Origin of the sequence: Lentzea indica (genome assembly GCF_012184385.1) — a bacterium.
In the GTDB taxonomy this organism is placed as follows: Bacteria; Actinomycetota; Actinomycetes; order Mycobacteriales; family Pseudonocardiaceae; genus Lentzea; species Lentzea indica.
Map to the genome: position 1 here is coordinate 56,670 of NZ_VSRL01000018.1, position 16,227 is coordinate 72,896.

10 protein-coding genes and 1 pseudogene are annotated in these 16,227 nt (G+C 68.3%); 9 read left to right on the plus strand and 2 right to left on the minus strand.

The features are described 5' to 3' along the window. Positions 1-31 precede the first annotated feature (31 nt). The 8 genes from FXN61_RS07930 to FXN61_RS07965 all read left to right on the plus strand — a co-directional run bounded on the left by FXN61_RS07930 (position 32) and on the right by FXN61_RS07965 (position 11,520). Positions 32-706: a response regulator transcription factor gene (locus FXN61_RS07930; protein WP_167971716.1), complete on the plus strand. Its 675-nt coding sequence runs from the start codon at positions 32-34 to the stop codon at positions 704-706. After that, on the plus strand, positions 703-1,701 hold the full coding sequence (locus FXN61_RS07935) for a HAMP domain-containing sensor histidine kinase (protein WP_167971718.1): 999 nt from the start codon (positions 703-705) through the stop codon (positions 1,699-1,701). Before FXN61_RS07930 ends, FXN61_RS07935 begins: the two co-directional genes overlap by 4 nt. Before the next feature lie 75 nt (positions 1,702-1,776). Next, positions 1,777-3,567 (plus strand): DUF4153 domain-containing protein, encoded by a 1,791-nt coding sequence (locus FXN61_RS07940; RefSeq protein ID WP_167971720.1) that lies wholly within the window; start codon positions 1,777-1,779, stop codon positions 3,565-3,567. Between the two features lie 99 nt (positions 3,568-3,666). Beyond that, complete coding sequence (locus tag FXN61_RS07945; protein WP_167971722.1) at positions 3,667-7,404, plus strand: Pls/PosA family non-ribosomal peptide synthetase; 3,738 nt, start codon at positions 3,667-3,669, stop codon at positions 7,402-7,404. Then, a complete protein-coding gene (locus FXN61_RS07950) occupies positions 7,401-8,597 on the plus strand; it encodes a M1 family metallopeptidase (RefSeq protein WP_167971724.1) in 1,197 nt (398 codons plus the stop codon). Before FXN61_RS07945 ends, FXN61_RS07950 begins: the two co-directional genes overlap by 4 nt. 95 nt (positions 8,598-8,692) lie before the next feature. Beyond that, complete coding sequence (locus tag FXN61_RS07955) at positions 8,693-9,775, plus strand: mechanosensitive ion channel family protein (protein WP_167971727.1); 1,083 nt, start codon at positions 8,693-8,695, stop codon at positions 9,773-9,775. Between the two features lie 22 nt (positions 9,776-9,797). Beyond that, positions 9,798-11,144 (plus strand): MFS transporter, encoded by a 1,347-nt coding sequence (locus FXN61_RS07960; protein ID WP_167971729.1) that lies wholly within the window; start codon positions 9,798-9,800, stop codon positions 11,142-11,144. Between the two features lie 100 nt (positions 11,145-11,244). Then, entirely contained in the window at positions 11,245-11,520 is a 276-nt protein-coding gene (locus tag FXN61_RS07965; protein WP_167971731.1) for a hypothetical protein, read from the plus strand. A 53-nt stretch (positions 11,521-11,573) separates the two neighbouring features. Here FXN61_RS07965 and FXN61_RS07970 read toward each other — a convergent pair whose 3' ends face one another. Beyond that, a complete protein-coding gene (locus FXN61_RS07970) occupies positions 11,574-14,810 on the minus strand; it encodes a S8 family serine peptidase (protein WP_167971733.1) in 3,237 nt (1,078 codons plus the stop codon). Between the two features lie 252 nt (positions 14,811-15,062). Further along, on the minus strand, positions 15,063-15,536 hold the full coding sequence (locus FXN61_RS07975; protein ID WP_167971735.1) for a hypothetical protein: 474 nt from the start codon (positions 15,534-15,536) through the stop codon (positions 15,063-15,065). Between the two features lie 202 nt (positions 15,537-15,738). Here FXN61_RS07975 and FXN61_RS07980 point away from each other — a divergent pair. Beyond that, a pseudogene (locus FXN61_RS07980) lies at positions 15,739-16,227 on the plus strand (hypothetical protein); the annotation flags it as partial.

The window sequence follows — 16,227 nt, forward strand, 5'->3', positions numbered from 1 at the left end:
TCCTCCACGACATGCCCATAAAGTCGCCGTCATGACAGGTCAGCGCCGGGTGCTCGTCGTGGAGGACGACATCACGATCGCCGAGTCCGTGGCCGCCAGGCTGCGGGCGGAGGGGTTCGTGGTGTCGGTGGCTCATGACGGGCCGTCAGGAGTCGCCATGGCGGCTTCTTTCGTGCCTGACCTGGTGGTTCTGGACGTGATGCTGCCGGGGTTCGACGGGCTCGAGGTGTGCCGGCGGATCCAGGCGTCGCGTTCGGTTCCGGTGCTGATGCTGACCGCACGGGGGGATGAGACCGATCTGCTGGTCGGGCTCGCCGTGGGGGCGGACGACTACCTGACGAAGCCGTTCTCGATGCGTGAACTGGCTGCACGTGTGCACGTGCTGCTGCGGCGGGTGTCGCGGGCTGCTTCGTCGCAGTCGATGGAGCTCGGTGACCTGGTGATCGACCTGGCGGGCCGCCGGGTGCGCAGGGCCGGTGTCGAGGCGCATCTGACGCCCACCGAGTACGACCTGCTGGTGTTCCTGGCTGAGCGGCCTTCCGCCGTGCAGGCGCGGGAGCGGTTGCTGGCTGAGGCGTGCGGGTGGCACGAGGGAGCCTCGTCGCGGACGGTCGACAGCCACGTGAAGGCGCTGCGGCGCAAGCTCGGCGCCGACCTGATCCGGACCGTGCACGGGGTGGGGTACGCGCTGGAGGTACCCCGATGAAGCGGTTGCTGGATCTGCTGGACCTGCTGCCGCGTCCCCTCGACTCGATCCGGTCGATCAAGCTCAAGCTCGGGATCGTGATCGTGGTCTCGGGGTGCGTGTCGTTCGCCTACTTCCGTTACGTGACGGGATGGTTGCCGCCGCGGACGACCCTGATCGCTTTGATCTTGGGGCTGCTGACGTCGCAGTTGCTGGCGCACGGCATGACTTCTCCGTTGCGGGAGATGACTTCCGCGGCCCGGTCGATGGCTTCGGGGGACTACTCGCGGTCGATCCGGGCGACGTCCTCCGACGAGGTCGGGCAGCTGGCCGAGGCGTTCACGGTGATGGCCGCCGACCTCGCCGCGGCCGATCAGCAACGACGTGAGCTGATCGCGAACGTCTCGCACGAGCTGCGGACTCCGATCTCGGCTTTGCAGGCCGTGCTGGAGAACGTGGTCGACGGGGTGGCGCCTGCCAATGCGGCGACGATGAAGACCGCTCTGGCGCAGACGGAGCGGCTGGGACGGCTGGTCACCGAGCTGCTGGACCTGTCGAAGATCGACGCCGGGGTTCTGTCCTTGAACCGCGAGACGCTGTCGGTGTCCTCGTTGGTCGCCGATGTGGTGGCCGAGGCCGCGGTGGCTGCTCCGGCTGCGTCGTTCTCGATCGACGTCGATGGAGATCTGACTGTTCTCGCTGATGGGGAACGGCTCCACCAGGTATTGGTGAACCTGGTGGACAACGCTGCCCGGCACGGACCCACCGGGGGGTTGGTGTCCGTGTCGGGGTATTCGGCCGGTTCCTCTGTCGTTCTGGAGGTCCGGGACGAGGGGCCGGGGATCGCCCTGGCCGACCGATCGCGGATCTTCGAGAGGTTCACCCGAGGGGAGAGGGCGGGCGGTGGTGGGACCGGGCTCGGTCTCGCCATCGCCCGGTGGGTGGTGGACCTGCACGGCGGCACGATCGCCGTGGTGGATCCCGGATCGTGCATCCGGGTGACTTTGCCTCGCTGACTTTGGTTCTTGTTCGCACCGCCTTGGTGGTGTGACGGTGAAGCGCGCCCTTATTCGGGGCTTATGGAGAGAGACATGACTGACTCGACGCAATCGCCTGACTCCCCGGAGTCTTCGTCGGAGCGTGCCGCTTCGCGGCCGCGGTACCGGCACTTCAGGAAGGTCGGGTACAAGCCCGTTCCGGAGGGCAGGGAGCCGGCTGGTTCTGAGGGCTCGCCGGAGCCCGACGAGGGTGCGGCGGTTTCTGAGGTTTCGGACGAGAAGCCGGTCGAGGCCGCGGAAGAGACGCCCGCCAAAGCTGCGGACGAACCGAAGCCCGCCGAGAAGGCGGAAGAGCCGGCCAAGGTCCAGGTCGCCACCGCCACCCTGCCCCCGCCCTCACCGTGGCAGGGCGCGCCCCGCTACCCCGCCCCAGCAGTCGTGCACACCCCGACCCCGCTCATGCCGTGGTGGCGACCGCCGGCCAGCGCCGCCCCCAACCAGGTCCTCGTCGTCGGCCTCGTCGCGGGCCTGGCGGGAGCGTTCCTCGCCCCGCCCAACAACGGCATCGGCTGGTTCCTGGCGGGCTTGTTCGGCGTCGGCGCCGTCCTCTTCCACGCGGGCAAGCCGACCGTCGAACGCGCGCTCTGGCTCGCGGCCGCGCTGGCGTTCCTGGCGATGGGCTTCCTGCGGGCGGCCGAGTGGACGTTCCCGCTGTGCGTGATGGCGTCGATGCTGTGCGGCTCGATCGCCATGGCGGGCGGGCGGACCGTTCGCGGACTGGTCTTCGGCGCGGTGGGCGTCGGGCTGGCGGGGCTGCGGTCGATTCCGTGGGTCGCGAAAGGGCTCAGCAAGCGGGGGCCGATCGGCATCAGGCCGTTCATCTCGGTCGGCGTGGCGCTGGTGCTGCTGCTGATCTTCGGGTCGCTGCTGGCTGGCGCGGACAAGGCGTTCAACGACTTCCTCGAGAACCTCGTGCCGGACCTCGAGATCGGCGTCTACGTGCGGATGGGGTTCTACGGGGCCGTCGCGGCCTTCGGCGCCCTGGGCGCGTGCTACCTCGTGGCGGCGCCGGCGGAGATCAACGAGGACGCGGAGACCAAGCCCGGCACGTTGCGGCTCAAGGACTACGGGCTGCCGGTCGGTGTGCTCGTGTTGCTGTTCACCGGGTTCGTGGGGACGCAGCTCGCGGTGCTGTTCGGTGGCGAGGCGTACGTGATGCGGACGGCGGGCGTCACGTTCGCCGAGTACGCGCGGTCCGGCTTCTGGCAGCTCCTGTGGGTCACGATCCTGACGCTGGGCGTCATCGCCGGCGTTGCCCGGTTCGCGACGAAGAAGACAGCTCGGGAACAGTTGTGGCTGCGGATTCTGCTCGGGTCGCTGGCGGTGCTGACGCTGGTGATCGTGGCGAGTGCGTTGAGCCGCATGTGGTTCTACCAGCAGGCGTACGGGTGGACGGTGCTGCGGCTTCTGGTCGCGTCGTGCGAGGTCTGGCTCGCCGTCGTCTACCTGATGGTGATCGCCGGCGGGATCACGTTGCGCGCCAACTGGTTGCCGAAGGCGATCGTCGGGACCGGGGCGGCGTTCTTCCTCGCGGTCGTGGTGATGAACCCCGAACGTGTGGTCGCCGACTACAACGTCACGCGGTTCGAGGCGACGAAGAAGATCGACACGCGGTACCTGTCGCAGTTGTCGGAGGACGCGGTGCCGGCGCTCATCAGGTTGCCGGAACCGGAACGGTCGTGTGCCTTGCGGTGGTTGAAGGATCGCAACGTCGAGCAGGACTGGCGGGAGTGGAACCTCGCCCGCCACAACGCCAAGAAGTCACTCGAAAGTGTTGCGGTGACTGACGTCACCTGTGAGTCGACGTACTCCGGAGAGAGGTAGTCCGTTAACTGGGGGTAAAGTTGCTGGTCCCAAGCTGTCGAGAGGGTGAGAAGTGACGCTGTCGTGACCATTGCGGCTGAACCCGTTGTTCTTCGATCGATGTTCACGGCAGGTGAGGCGCCCACCCCGCGCACACTCCTGGACATCCTGCGCACGAGTGCCGAACAGCACCCGGACGCGCTGGCCGTCGACGACGGCACCACCGCGCTCACGTATCGCGCGCTCATCTCCGAAGTACTTGAACTCAAGGAAAAGCTCGCCGCCGAAGGTGTCGGGGTCGGCGACAGGGTCGGCATTCGCGTGCCGTCCGGGACCGTCGACCTCTACGTCTCGATCCTCGCGGCCCTCGCGGCGGGCGCCGCTTACGTGCCCGTCGACTTCGAGGACCCTGACGAGCGAGCAGAGCTCGTGTTCGGTGAAGCGGGCGTGTCCGCCGTGCTCGGCGAAGGCCGATCCCTTGTGCTGCACGGCGTTCCGCTCGGCGTTCCTGGCGAGCCCTCGCTGGACAACGACGCGTGGATCATCTTCACGTCCGGCTCCACCGGCAAGCCCAAGGGTGTTGCCGTGACACACCGTTCGGCGGCCGCGTTCGTGGACGCCGAGGCCCGGCTCTTCCTGCAGGACGAGCCGATCGGGCCGGAAGATCGGGTGCTGGCGGGGCTTTCCGTCGCGTTCGACGCCTCCTGTGAGGAGATGTGGCTCGCGTGGCGTTACGGCGCCTGCCTCGTGCCCGCGCCGCGTTCGTTGGTGCGCAGCGGGATGGACCTCGGCCCGTGGCTGGTCGAGCAGGAGATCACCGTCGTCTCCACGGTTCCGACGCTGGCCGCGCTGTGGCCGGTCGAGGCGCTGGACGACGTGCGGCTGCTGATCTTCGGCGGTGAGGCCTGCCCGCCGGAACTGGCCGAGCGCCTCGCCATCGACGGCCGCGAGGTCTGGAACACCTACGGGCCAACGGAAGCGACTGTTGTGGCCTGTGCCGCGCGGATGACCGGCTCCGGTCCCGTGCGCATCGGTTTGCCGTTGGACGGCTGGGAACTCGTCGTCGTCGACGCGGCCGGTGAGGTCGTGCCGATGGGCTCGACGGGCGAGCTGGTGATCGGTGGCGTTGGTCTGGCGCGCTATCTGGACCTCGCGAAGGACGCCGAGAAGTACGCGCCGCTGCCCTCGATGGACTGGGACCGCGCGTACCGCAGCGGTGACATGGTCCGCGCCGAGCCGGAGGGCCTCGTGTTCCTCGGCCGCGCGGACGAGCAGATCAAGCTCGGCGGCCGGCGCATCGAGCTGGGCGAGGTCGACGCGGCGCTGGCGGCGTTGCCCGGCATCGCCGGTGCCGCTGCTGCCGTGCGCACGACGCGTGGCGGCAACCAGATTCTCGTCGGCTACGTGGTGGTGGACGGCGACTTCGACCAAGAAGCGGCCGTCGAACAGCTGCGGACCGAGCTTCCCGCGGCACTGGTGCCGCTGATCGCGATCGTCGACACGTTGCCCACGCGCACGTCCGGCAAGGTCGACCGCGCCGCGCTGCCGTGGCCGTTGGCGTCGATGGACACCGCGGGAGTGGTGTTCTCGGGTCTCGAGGGCTGGCTCGCGGAACAGTGGGCAGCCGTGCTCGGTTCCGGGCCTGCTTCCGAGGGCGCGAACTTCTTCGCCTCCGGTGGTAGCTCGCTGGGCGCCGCACAGCTGGTCTCGATGGTCCGCACGCGGTACCCGAGCACTTCTGTGTCGGACATCTACCAGAACCCGACGCTGTACAAGCTGGCCAGGCGCCTGGAGTCGTACGGAGAAACGGCAGAGGTGCGCGACGTCGCACCGACGCCGCGGTGGACCGGCATCGTCCAGACCCTGCTGATGATTCCGCTGCTGACCATTGCCGGTGCGCGGTGGGTCGTCGCGCTGACGGCGCTGTCGAACGTGCTGGGCTGGACCTCCGTTTCCTGGTGGTGGGTCGCTGCAGGCTGGGCGGTGTCCATCTCCCCTCTGGGCCGGCTCGCCGTTTCCGCCGGTGGCGCACGGTTGTTGTTGCGCGGACTGAAGCCCGGTTCCTACCCGCGCGGCGGTTCCGTCCACTTGCGACTGTGGACCGCCGAGATGCTGGCGCAGATGTCGCGCGCCACCGAACTTTCCGGTTCGTGGGTCACGCACTACGCACGGGCGCTGGGCGCGAAGATCGGCCCCGGCGTCGACCTGCACTCGCTGCCGCCGGTCACCGGCATGCTGAAGGTCGGGCGCGGCGCTGCCGTCGAGCCCGAGGTCGACCTGTCCGGCTGGTGGCTGGACGGCGACCGGCTGCGCATCGGCCGCATCCGGATCGGCGCCGGCGCGACCGTTGGCGCACGCAGCACGTTGTTCCCCGGCGCGCGGATCGGCAAGAAGGCCGAGGTGGCGCCCGGTTCGGGTGTCGTCGGTTCCGTGCCGACCGGACAGCGCTGGGCAGGCGTTCCCGCGGTTCGCGAGGGCAAGGCGTCGCGCTCGTTCCCGTCACGCCGTCCTACGCGCTCTGGTTTCTGGAACTTCATGTACGGCGTTTCGTCGGGTCTGCTGGGCGCGCTGCCGTTGCTGGCGGCGGCTCCAGCCCTGCTGTACGTGCTGCGCCAGCCCGTAACGCTGACGTCGGCGCTGTGGGACGTGCCGGTCGCGTCGGCGATCTGGTTCGGCTCCTACGCGTTGCTGGTGCTGGTTTCCGTGCGACTGCTGGGGATCGGCATGCGCGAGGGCTACTACCCCGTGCACAGCCGCGTCGCGTGGCAGGCGTGGACGACCGAGCGGTTGATGAACAACGCGCGCTCGGCCCTGTTCCCGCTGTACGCCTCGCTGTTCACGCCGGTGTGGCTGCGGCTGCTCGGCATGAAGGTCGGCCGCGGCGTCGAAGCGTCCACCGTGGTCGCACTGCCTCGCATGACCCGCGTCGACGACGGTGCGTTCCTGGCCGACGACACGATGGTCGGGTCTTACGAGCTCGGCGGCGGCTGGCTGCGCATCGCTGCGGCCCGCGTGGGCAAGCGGGCGTTCCTGGGCAACTCGGGCATGACCGCGCCCGGCCGCAACGTGCCGAAGGGCGGCCTTGTCGGCGTGCTGTCGGCGGCTCCCAAGCGCGCCAAGGCCGGTTCCTCCTACCTGGGCATGCCGCCGATGAAGCTGCCGCGTGCGGCCGAGGTGTCGGACCAGTCGCGCACGTTCGACCCGCCCAAGCACCTGATGTGGGCGCGGGCGCTGGTGGAGCTGTGCCGGTTCGTCCCGGTGATGCTCAACGTGGCTCTGGTCGTGCTCGTGCTGTTCGCGCTGAAGGAGTTCGGGCTCTGGTGGTCCGGCGTCGTGCTTCTGGGCGCCGGCGTGGCCGCCTGCCTGGTGGCGGTGATCGCCAAGTGGGTGCTCGTGGGCCGGTTCCGCGTACGTGAGTACCCGCTGTGGTCGGCGTTCGTGTGGCGCAACGAGCTGGCGGACACGTTCGTCGAGGTGCTCGCGGTGCCGTGGCTCGTCGGGTTCTCCGGTGGCACGCCGATCATGAACCTCTGGCTGCGTTCCCTGGGCGCGTCCGTGGGCCGTGGAGTGTGGTGCGAGTCGTACTGGCTGCCCGAGGCAGACCTGGTGAAGCTGGGCGCCGGTGCGTCGGTGAACCGCGGCTGCGTCGTGCAGACGCACCTGTTCCACGACCGCATCCTGCGCATGGACCGGGTTTCACTGGGCGAGGGCGCTACTTTGGGCCCGCACGGCATCGTGCTGCCCGGCGCGTCCATCGGCGCTCACACCACGATCGGACCCGCCTCGCTCGTCATGCGCGGAGAGGATGTACCGTCGGGAACCCGTTGGCTGGGCAACCCGATCTCCGCGTGGACATGAGCTTCTCCGTACATCACTACGCATTAGAGCTTGACTACAAGCCGCACTCCGCACGCCTCTCCGGGCGTGCGGTGCTGCAGGCTTCCTGCACTTCGCTGTCGTCGTTCGAGCTGTCCTTCGGGCCGTTGCGGATCTCGAAACTTCTCGTGAACGGCAAGCCCGCGCGCTACACGCACTCGGCCGGCAAGCTCCGCGTGCGCGCCGCCGTGCGTGGCACGTTCTCGGTCGAGGTGCGCTATTCGGGCGTTCCCGTTCCCGTGTCCACACCGGAATGGGGCGACCTCGGCTGGGACCACCTCGCGGACGGCGCGATCGTCGCCTCACAGCCCGTCGGGGCACCTTCGTGGTTCCCGTGCCTGGACGTGCCCTCCTCGAAGGCGTCCTACCTGCTGGACGTGACCGCGCCTTCGTCGTACATGGTCGTGTGCAACGGAGTGCTGGTGGACGGCAAGGTGTCCGGCAGCACCACGCGGTGGACGTACTCGATGGCCGCACCGATGGCCACCTACCTCGCGACTGTCCAGATCGGACAGTACGTCGAGGCGCTGCCCGGCGTGTGGGCGCCGACCCGGCTGCGCCGGCTGGTCGCGCACGACTTCGGCCGCCAGGACCAGATGATCTCGCTGTTCTCGTCGTTGTTCGGGCCTTACCCGTTCGCCAAGTACTCGGTCGTGGTGACCGATGACGAACTGGACGTTCCCGTGGAGGCCCAGGGACTGTCGACGTTCGGCGCGAACCACGTGGACGGACGTCGAGGCTCGGAACGACTGGTGGCGCACGAACTGGCGCACCAGTGGTTCGGGAACTCCGTCGGGATCGCCGCGTGGGAGCACATCTGGCTGAACGAGGGGTTCGCCTGCTATTCGGAGTGGTTGTGGTCCGAGGCTTCCGGTGGACGGTCGGCGGATGCTTGTGCTGCCGGTGCCAGGGATCTGGTGACCCGGCTACCGCAGGACCTGGTGATCGGGCGGCCGCCTCGGGCTGACTGGTTCGATGACCGGGTTTACAAGCGCGGGGCTTTGACGTTGCACGCGTTGCGTCGTGCGATGGGTGACGACTCGTTCTTCGCGTTGCTGCGCGAGTGGTGTGCGCGCAACCGGCACGGTGTGGTGACCACGGAGGACTTCCTGGCGTTGGCCGGGCATCGCGATCTGCTCACGCGGTGGCTGTTCGAGCCCGCATTGCCCGTCTAGGCGGCATGCTGCGGACGTCACGTTTCGTGAGATGACTCATGGTGTTCCCCTCCCCAGACAGCGGGTACCCGCCGTCGATACGGGAGGAGGACGACATGTTGTTCGTGGTGCTCGGCTGCTCGGTGGCCTTCGCGTTGCTGGCGGTGGAGGTGATCCACCGCCTGGTGCGCCGCTTCACCCACAGCGGCAAGATGTACCGGCCTGGCCAGCTGTTCGGAGCTCTGCTCGCTGCCCAGATAAGCCTGAGCGTGTACCCGATAGACGCTCCGGCAGCCCTGCACGCGCTGGGAATCGCGCTGATCCTCGCTGGGGCCTGGCTTCTGGCAGCGCTCATCAGCACGCTGGTGGACATCTCGTTGTCGCGGATCCGCACCGACGTCACGGACAACCGGCACGCGCGCCGCGTGCACACGCAGATCACGCTGGTCAGACGGCTCACGCTGGTGATCATCGGTGTACTGGCGGTCGGCGCGATCCTGATGACGTTCCCCGGGGCGCGGGCCATCGGGTCGACGGTGCTGGCAAGTGCGGCTGTCATCGGTGCGGTGGCGGCGTTGGCGGCGCAGTCGTTGCTGGGCAACGTGATCTCGGGGATGCAGATCGCCTTCAGCGATGCCGTGCGGCTGGATGACGTTGTGGTGGTTGAAGGTGAGTGGGGACGGGTTGAGGACATCACGCTGACGTACGTGGTGCTGCACCTGTGGGACGACCGGCGGCTGGTGCTGCCCACCTCGTACTTCCTCAAGACGCCGTTCGAGAACTGGACGCGCACGCAGTCGGCGCTGCTCGGGACCGTGGAGCTGGATCTGGACTGGACGGTGCCGGTCGAGGCGATGCGGCAGGAGATGCGGTCCATGCTGGAGGGCAGCGACCTGTGGGACGGGCGGGTGTCCGTGTTGCAGGTGACCGAGGCCGTGCACGGGTTCGTGAGGCTGCGGGCGTTGGTGAGTGCGGCTGACGCGGGCAAGCTGTGGGATCTCAGGTGTCTCGTGAGGGAGCACCTGGTGGACTGGGTGCAGAGGCAGCACGGCGGCGCGTTGCCGCAGGTGAGGACTCGGGCGGTGACGGGAGCCAAGCGGCAGCAGCCGACCAGCGACCAGCACACGGACGCGCGGGTTTTCGGCGAGAGCGTGGACGGGGCGTTGCGCGAGCAAGCGTTTGCGGGGCCCAAGCAGTAGGCGGTTCCACCACACTGGGCGGATGAGAACTGGGGATCAGGTCGTCCAGAGCCTGCCGTGGCGGTGGCGCGCGCAAGGGACGATCTTCATCATCGGCGGGCTCGGGTTCCTGTTCGACGCGTGGGACGTCACGCTCAACGCGTTCCTGATTCCGCTGGTCAGCGCCGAGTGGGGGCTCAGCCTCGCCGAACGCGGATGGGTCGGTACGGCGAACCTGATCGGGATGGCCGTCGGGGCGTTCACCTGGGGTGCGATCGCGGACACCATCGGGCGCAAGAAGGCGTTCAGCCTCACGATCCTGATGTTCTCGGTGTTCACGGTGGCAGGGGCGGCGTCGCCGGACTTCGTGACGTTCTGCGTGTTCCGGTTCCTGGCGGGGGTCGGGCTCGGCGGGTGCATTCCGGTGGACTTCGCGCTGGTCGGCGAGTTCACGCCGGCCAAGGTGCGCGGGCGGGTGCTGGCGGCGATGGACGGGTTCTGGCCGCTGGGCGCCACCTTGTGCGGGCTCACCGCGGCGTACCTCGCTGACCTGGGCAGCTGGCGGCTTCTCATGCTCACGATGGTGCTGCCCGCCCTTCTGCTCTTCTGGATCCGGCGCGGAGTCCCCGAATCGCCGATGTTCCTCGTGACGAAGGGCCGGCCGGAAGAGGCCAAGAAGGTCATCGACGACCTGATCGCGAGAACAGGGGCGCCACGAGAGGAGTGGACGCTCCCCGAACCCCAGCAGATGCAGCACCTCTCCCCCAAGGTGATGTTCACGCAGCTCAAGGACATCTGGCGGTTCGACCCGAAACGAACCGCGGCGCTCTGGGTGCTGTTCCTGGCCGTGTTCCTGCTCTACTACGGCGCTGTCACGTGGCTGCCTAGCATCCTGAAGGCGCAGGGGTACGGGACGTACGCGGCGTTCATGGTCACGACGCTGACCGTGGCGGTGGGCATCGTGAGTGCGCTGATCAGCGCCTGGCTGGTGGACGCGTTCGGGCGCAAGTGGGTCATCGCGATCAGCGCGCCGCTCGCGGCAGCAGCGCTCGTCCTGTTCGCCTGGCAGATCAACGTCGACACGGCGGCCAAGATGTGGATCACCCTGTTCGGGATGCTGATCCAGATCGCGATTCCGGCCCTGTACGCGTTCGCGCCGGAGCTGTACCCGACACACCTGCGGGCCAGCGGGTTCGGGTGGGCCTCGACGATCAGCCGCATCGGCGCCGGGTTCGTCCCCGTGCTGTTCGGGGCGTTGCTGTGGCCGCATCTGGGGCTGGCGTGGACGTTCGCGGTGATCGGTGCCCTGGTGGTCGTCGCCACCGTCATCATGATGGTCGCGGTCCCGGAAACGCGGATGCAACCGCTCGCGGAGCCCGTTCCGTCCTAGGCTCATGAGAAGACCGCTCGCCGTCGCGTTTTGCGCGCTGGCTCTCGGAAGCTGTGGTACGAACGGGTCTCCAGCCGTGCCGTTAGCGGAGGTCCCGACCGTGTCTTCAGCAACGCCGGACAAGAACCGGATCGAGCAGGCGAAGCGCGACGGCCACCTCACCGTGCCACTGATGATCTCCGTGCAGCCGGGACGCGACGAGGAGGTCGAGCAGGCACTGACCAAGCTGGGCGCGACCGTCGAGTCGCGGGATCCCAGAATCGGTTACCTGCGGGCCGAGATGCCGGTCGACAAGGTGGAAGACGCGTATCTCATCACCGGTGTGTCCAAAGTGGATCTGGACGAGCCGATCGGCAACAAGCTCCCTGAACCGTAGAAAGCCCCAGGATCTCGTGGACCCTGGGGCTTTCCGCGTTATTCGGTGGAACTTCAGCTGACGGACTGGACGATCACGGCACCGGTGCCGACTACGTTCTCGTCCGACGTGCGCACCTGGAGCTCGCCGCGCAGCACGCGGCCGTCACCCGGCTGGCCCTGCGGGGTGATGACGCCCGTCGCGTTCCAGGACGCACCAGCGGCCCGGTCGGCGTTGGCGTCGGTCACGTCCAGCGTGCCGAGACCGGCTGCGGTGTAAACGTCGAAGTAGTCGTACTGCGTGGTGCCCGCGGGCACCGCGTAGCCGTCCACCTGGACGCGCCACACACCGGCGGCCGGGTTGTTGACCGTGACCGACTCCTCGGAGTCACCGTCCGCCGACTGACCGGCGACCACGCAGGTGCCCGTCGTGCAGTTCAGCAGGAACAGGTCGAGGTCGGCGCCCGCGTCGGACGGGTTGCCGATCGTCGTCGTGATCCGCGACGCGCCGGCGGGAACCTTGATCTCGTAGAGCACGGTCTCCAGGTTCGCGATCGACGGACGATCCGTCTTGGCGCTGCCGACCGCGCCCTCCACGAGCCTGCCGTTGAACGCGGCCTGCGTGTTCGTGACGGTGTAGCTGCGGTTGAGCGGGACGCCCAGCGCCGCGGACGCGATGACGTCCGGGTTCGGGCTGATCGACGTGCCGAGCACCGACGCGGTCACCGAGTACGGCGCCTCAGCGGCGTCGGAGGTGCGGCGCGCCTCGACCACGATCTCCCAGACACCGGCCATCGGGCTGGCCACCGTGCGGCTGGTGGGGGTGCCACCGGCACAACCGGCGCCCGCGTCCGGGTTGTAGCAGTTGGTCGAGCTGGTCACGTCCAGCGGCACACCCTGCGGGGTGAAGCGCAGGAAGCGCACCTGGCCCTTGCCGGCCTCGGCGCCACCGGCGGCCATGTCGACCTTCAGCGCGGTCGTGCCCTTGGGCACGTTCACGAAGAGGCTGGTCGACTGGTTGCGCGCGATCGTGCCGGACTTCGTGACCGAGAACTTGTTGGCGGCGTTGAAGTTCTGCGCCGCGAACACGGTGTTCAGGGTCTGCACGTCAACGCCGGGCGTCTCCACGTCGTCCAGCTGGAGGACGGCGCTGTGCACGCCCGCGGTGCCGGCCTTGATCTTGACCGGGAACTGCACCGGCGTGTTGAGCGGCAGGTCCACGGTCTTGGCGGCCTTGAACGTGCCGTCGTTGCCCTTCCAGGAAACCTTCCAGGTCTCCAGGTGGTCGTGACCGGTGGTGCGGGTCAGCGTGTACGTGCGGGTGTACTCCTGGCCCGCCGTGACGCCCTCGCGGTCGTGGATGCCGACACCGACGTTCGGGGTGGCCAGCAGTCCGGAAAGGACGGTGCTGACCGGCACCGAGGTCGTGACCTTGTTCGGCACGCCGTGCTTGTCCAGCAACGACCACGCGGCGTTGGTGTTGAACAGACCGGCGCCCTGCTCGTAGGCACCGAGGGTGCTCACGAAGCTCGCGCTGCGCTGGATCGCGTAGCGCAGCTCGGCGCTCGTCGGGCGCTCACCGTTGTGGTGGGCCTTGTACGCGCTCACGAGCAGCGCGGCGGCACCGGTCGCCTGCGGGGCGGCCATCGAGGTGCCGTTGAACATCGCGTAACCGGCGGGGAGGGCGTAGGTGCCCGCCACCGGGCCACCCGGCTGCCAGCGCGGCGTGGTGGAGATCGCCGAACCCGGCGCGACGATGTTCGGCTTGAAGCCGCCGTCCTCACGCGGGCCGCGCGACGAGAAGCCGTGCAGGCTCTGCTTCTGCGCGGTCGTCGAGCCGTAGTTGGAGAGCCAGGTCTGGCTGGTGATGTACGAACCGACGCTCACCGCGTCCGTGGCGACCGACGGGTCACCAACGGTGTTCGCGCCCGCACCCGAGTTGCCCGCCGAGATGAACAGCTGGACGTTGTACTCGTTGATCGTGCGGTTGTAGAGCTCGGCGCGAGCGTTGTTGCCGTCGTTGAGCGCCGGGAGGCCACCGATGGAGATGTTCACGACGTCGGCGCCGTTGCGCGCGGCGTAGAGGACACCGTCGATCAGGCCGGAGCTGGTGCAGGACGGCGTGGAGAGGCAGGCCTTGATGGCCATGAGCTTCGCGCCCGGCGCGGCACCGGCCATCTTGCCGTCGAACAGCTTGTGCGCCGAGGTGATGCCGGCGACGTGCGTGCCGTGCGCACCGGCGGCGAGGCCGAGGCTGACGTACGGGGTGCCGCTGTTGTCGTAGATCGACTTGTCGGTCTGCACGACGAACGCCATGCGGTCGGCGACCGGGGTCGCGGGGTTGTCGGTGCCGAAGAAGCCGAAGTCCTTCTTCACCTTGTAGTCGATCATCCGCGGGTTGTTGGTGAAGTTGCCATCACCGTCGTTGTCGACGAAGACTTCCTTCGTCGCGATGTCCTGGATGACACCCCACGAGTCGAGACGGTCGCCATCGCGGTTGATGTCGCCGCCGACCTCGCTGCCGGGGCCGCCGAGGTCGCCGGCGGTCTCGCGGAAGAGACCGAACGAGTACGGGCCACCGGTCGCGGGCGCGGTCCACTCGCGGCCGGCCTCGGTGAACTTGCCGACCTTGCCGGTCTTGGTCATCGTGACCCAGGTGCCGTCACCGGACGCCGGGTTGTTGGCCGTGAACCAGTCGACGATCTTGCGCTCACCGGTGCTGGTGGTCGCCAGCGCGGGGTGGTCGAGGTCGATGCCGGAGTCGATCACGGCGATCGTGGTGCCGCGGCCGTCCCACTTCGGGTGCGCGGTGGCGAACTGCGCCGCCTGCGTGTCCTGCGTCGGCATGTACGGGTTGGTGCGCGGCGTCGTCGAGCTCGGCGGCGTCTGCGGGGCCGGCTGCTCCATGCCCTGCGGGCGCGGCTCGTCGAGCGCGATGAGCCCGTCGACGTCAACGGTGCTGACCGAGGCCAGCTTGGCCGCCTTCTCCGCGTTGTCACGCGGGATGGTGACCTTGACGTAGTCGACGTCCTTCTCGGTCTTCTGGACCGTGGCGCCGAGCGCCTTCAGTTCGTTGACCGCGGCGTCGGTCTTGCCGTCCTCCGCGGCGACCAGCAGGTCGACGGTCGGCTTGCCCTGGCGGGCGGCCTCGTCGACGAGCTCGCGGTCCTTCTTGTCCAGCTGCTTGTCCGCGGCCGGTTGCTGCTGCGGAGCGTTCTGCGCGATCGCGGGGGTGGCGGCGAAGCCGAACCCGGCAGTGCCCAGCACCGCGGTCAACAAGACCGTTCCGGTGCGGCGTCTCCAGTTCTTCACGGCGCATGTGCCCTTCGTGGGGTAAAGAGTGCACAGAAGTGCATCTCTTCGCCTCGCGAGGGGCAATCGTCAGACCGGAGCAATTCACAGATCCACATTGGACTGTTCAGCGGCTTGAACAGGCACACTTTTAGTGCAGCGTGTTTCTTCTTTGCCGTGGAACGAGCAACTGCCCTCCAGTCAAGAGCTGATGGAGGGGAATGTCAAGAGCTGTGTCAACGGTGAACAGTGTTGGCCTGTAACAGGATCCTGTCAGCGGACGATGGACTGATCGCTATTTCCGCTGAATAGTGAACGCAATCGAGACCGCACACGGGCGACGAGGCCCTGGCTGGTCGCGAGGGCTTTCGGCTGCGCCCCGCACCGCGGGCAGTTAATGCGGTGCTTGGTGAGCGCCCGCTGGAGTTCGGCCACCTGGCTCGCGGTCCGTTCGGGCACGGAGTCCTTTTTGATCGAGAGCAGGCTCAGCTCGGTCAGCGTTTCCTTGCTCCCGCGCAGACGGACCGTGGGCGCGATCGTGTGGAAGAAGATCAGGTTGCGACGCCGCGCCGGCTCGATTGCGTGGACGTCGCACCAGAGAATGGTGGCTTGGCGGTCGAGGCTGTTCGACGTGATGCCTTCAGCCGTCAGTTTCGTGCCCATGCGGAAGCTGCGCCACGCGACGGTGCCGCCCATGAGGGACCACAGGCCGCCGAAGACGTAGCCGTACCACGGGCCGTCCGCCATCGCGACCGGTCCGCTCGCGGCGACCGCCCCGCCGAGCCCGAAGAGGACCCATCTCCACCTGGTGTGCATCTCCCCATCCTGTTTACCCGATCGGGGCACTTGCCGAGCCCATCCCTTCAACGCCGGCCGCCCTCATTTCGTTGAGCGACTGCGTGGTGCGATTCAGCACGACTAACGGCTGTTCAGGCGCTACCTTGCGCGCATGGACCTCAAGCCGGTCGCCGACGAGCTCTACGGGCTGCCCCCTAAGGAGTTCACCGCGGCCCGCAACGCGGCGGCGAAGCAGACCGAGGACAAGGACCTCGCCAAGGCCATCGCCGACCTGCGCAAGCCGACCGTGGGCGCCTGGGCGGTCAACCGGCTGATCAGGGACGCGCCAGCAGGCCTGGAGGAGGCACTGAGCCTCTCCACGGCGGAGCTGACCATGCGGGAGCTCGGCCGCAAGCGCAAGGAGCTGATGGAGACCCTGGTCTACCGCACGCTGGAGCTGACGGGGCCTCGCGGACGACGCCGTCACCCAGGTGCGCAACACGCTGACGGCCGCGATGTCCGACCCCGAAGCCGCCGAGCAGGTGCGAGCCGGGCACCTGACGAAGGCGCTGGAGTACTCCGGGTTCGGTTTCGCGCTGCCGGCGCCAGAGCCGGCGAACAACGACGGCGAGGACGCGCTGGCCCGCAAACGGCGCGAGCG

Bases quoted from the DNA above. Each gene is read 5' to 3' on its own strand.
- FXN61_RS07955 (WP_167971727.1), top strand. From the start codon at position 8,693: ATGTTGTTCGTGGTGCTCGGCTGCTCGGTGGCCTTCGCGTTGCTGGCG.
- FXN61_RS07940 (WP_167971720.1), top strand. From the start codon at position 1,777: ATGACTGACTCGACGCAATCGCCTGACTCCCCGGAGTCTTCGTCGGAG.
- FXN61_RS07945 (WP_167971722.1), top strand. From the start codon at position 3,667: ATGTTCACGGCAGGTGAGGCGCCCACCCCGCGCACACTCCTGGACATC.
- FXN61_RS07960 (WP_167971729.1), top strand. From the start codon at position 9,798: ATGAGAACTGGGGATCAGGTCGTCCAGAGCCTGCCGTGGCGGTGGCGC.
- FXN61_RS07975 (WP_167971735.1), bottom strand. From the start codon at position 15,536: ATGGCGGACGGCCCGTGGTACGGCTACGTCTTCGGCGGCCTGTGGTCC.
- FXN61_RS07935 (WP_167971718.1), top strand. From the start codon at position 703: ATGAAGCGGTTGCTGGATCTGCTGGACCTGCTGCCGCGTCCCCTCGAC.
- FXN61_RS07930 (WP_167971716.1), top strand. From the start codon at position 32: ATGACAGGTCAGCGCCGGGTGCTCGTCGTGGAGGACGACATCACGATC.
- FXN61_RS07950 (WP_167971724.1), top strand. From the start codon at position 7,401: ATGAGCTTCTCCGTACATCACTACGCATTAGAGCTTGACTACAAGCCG.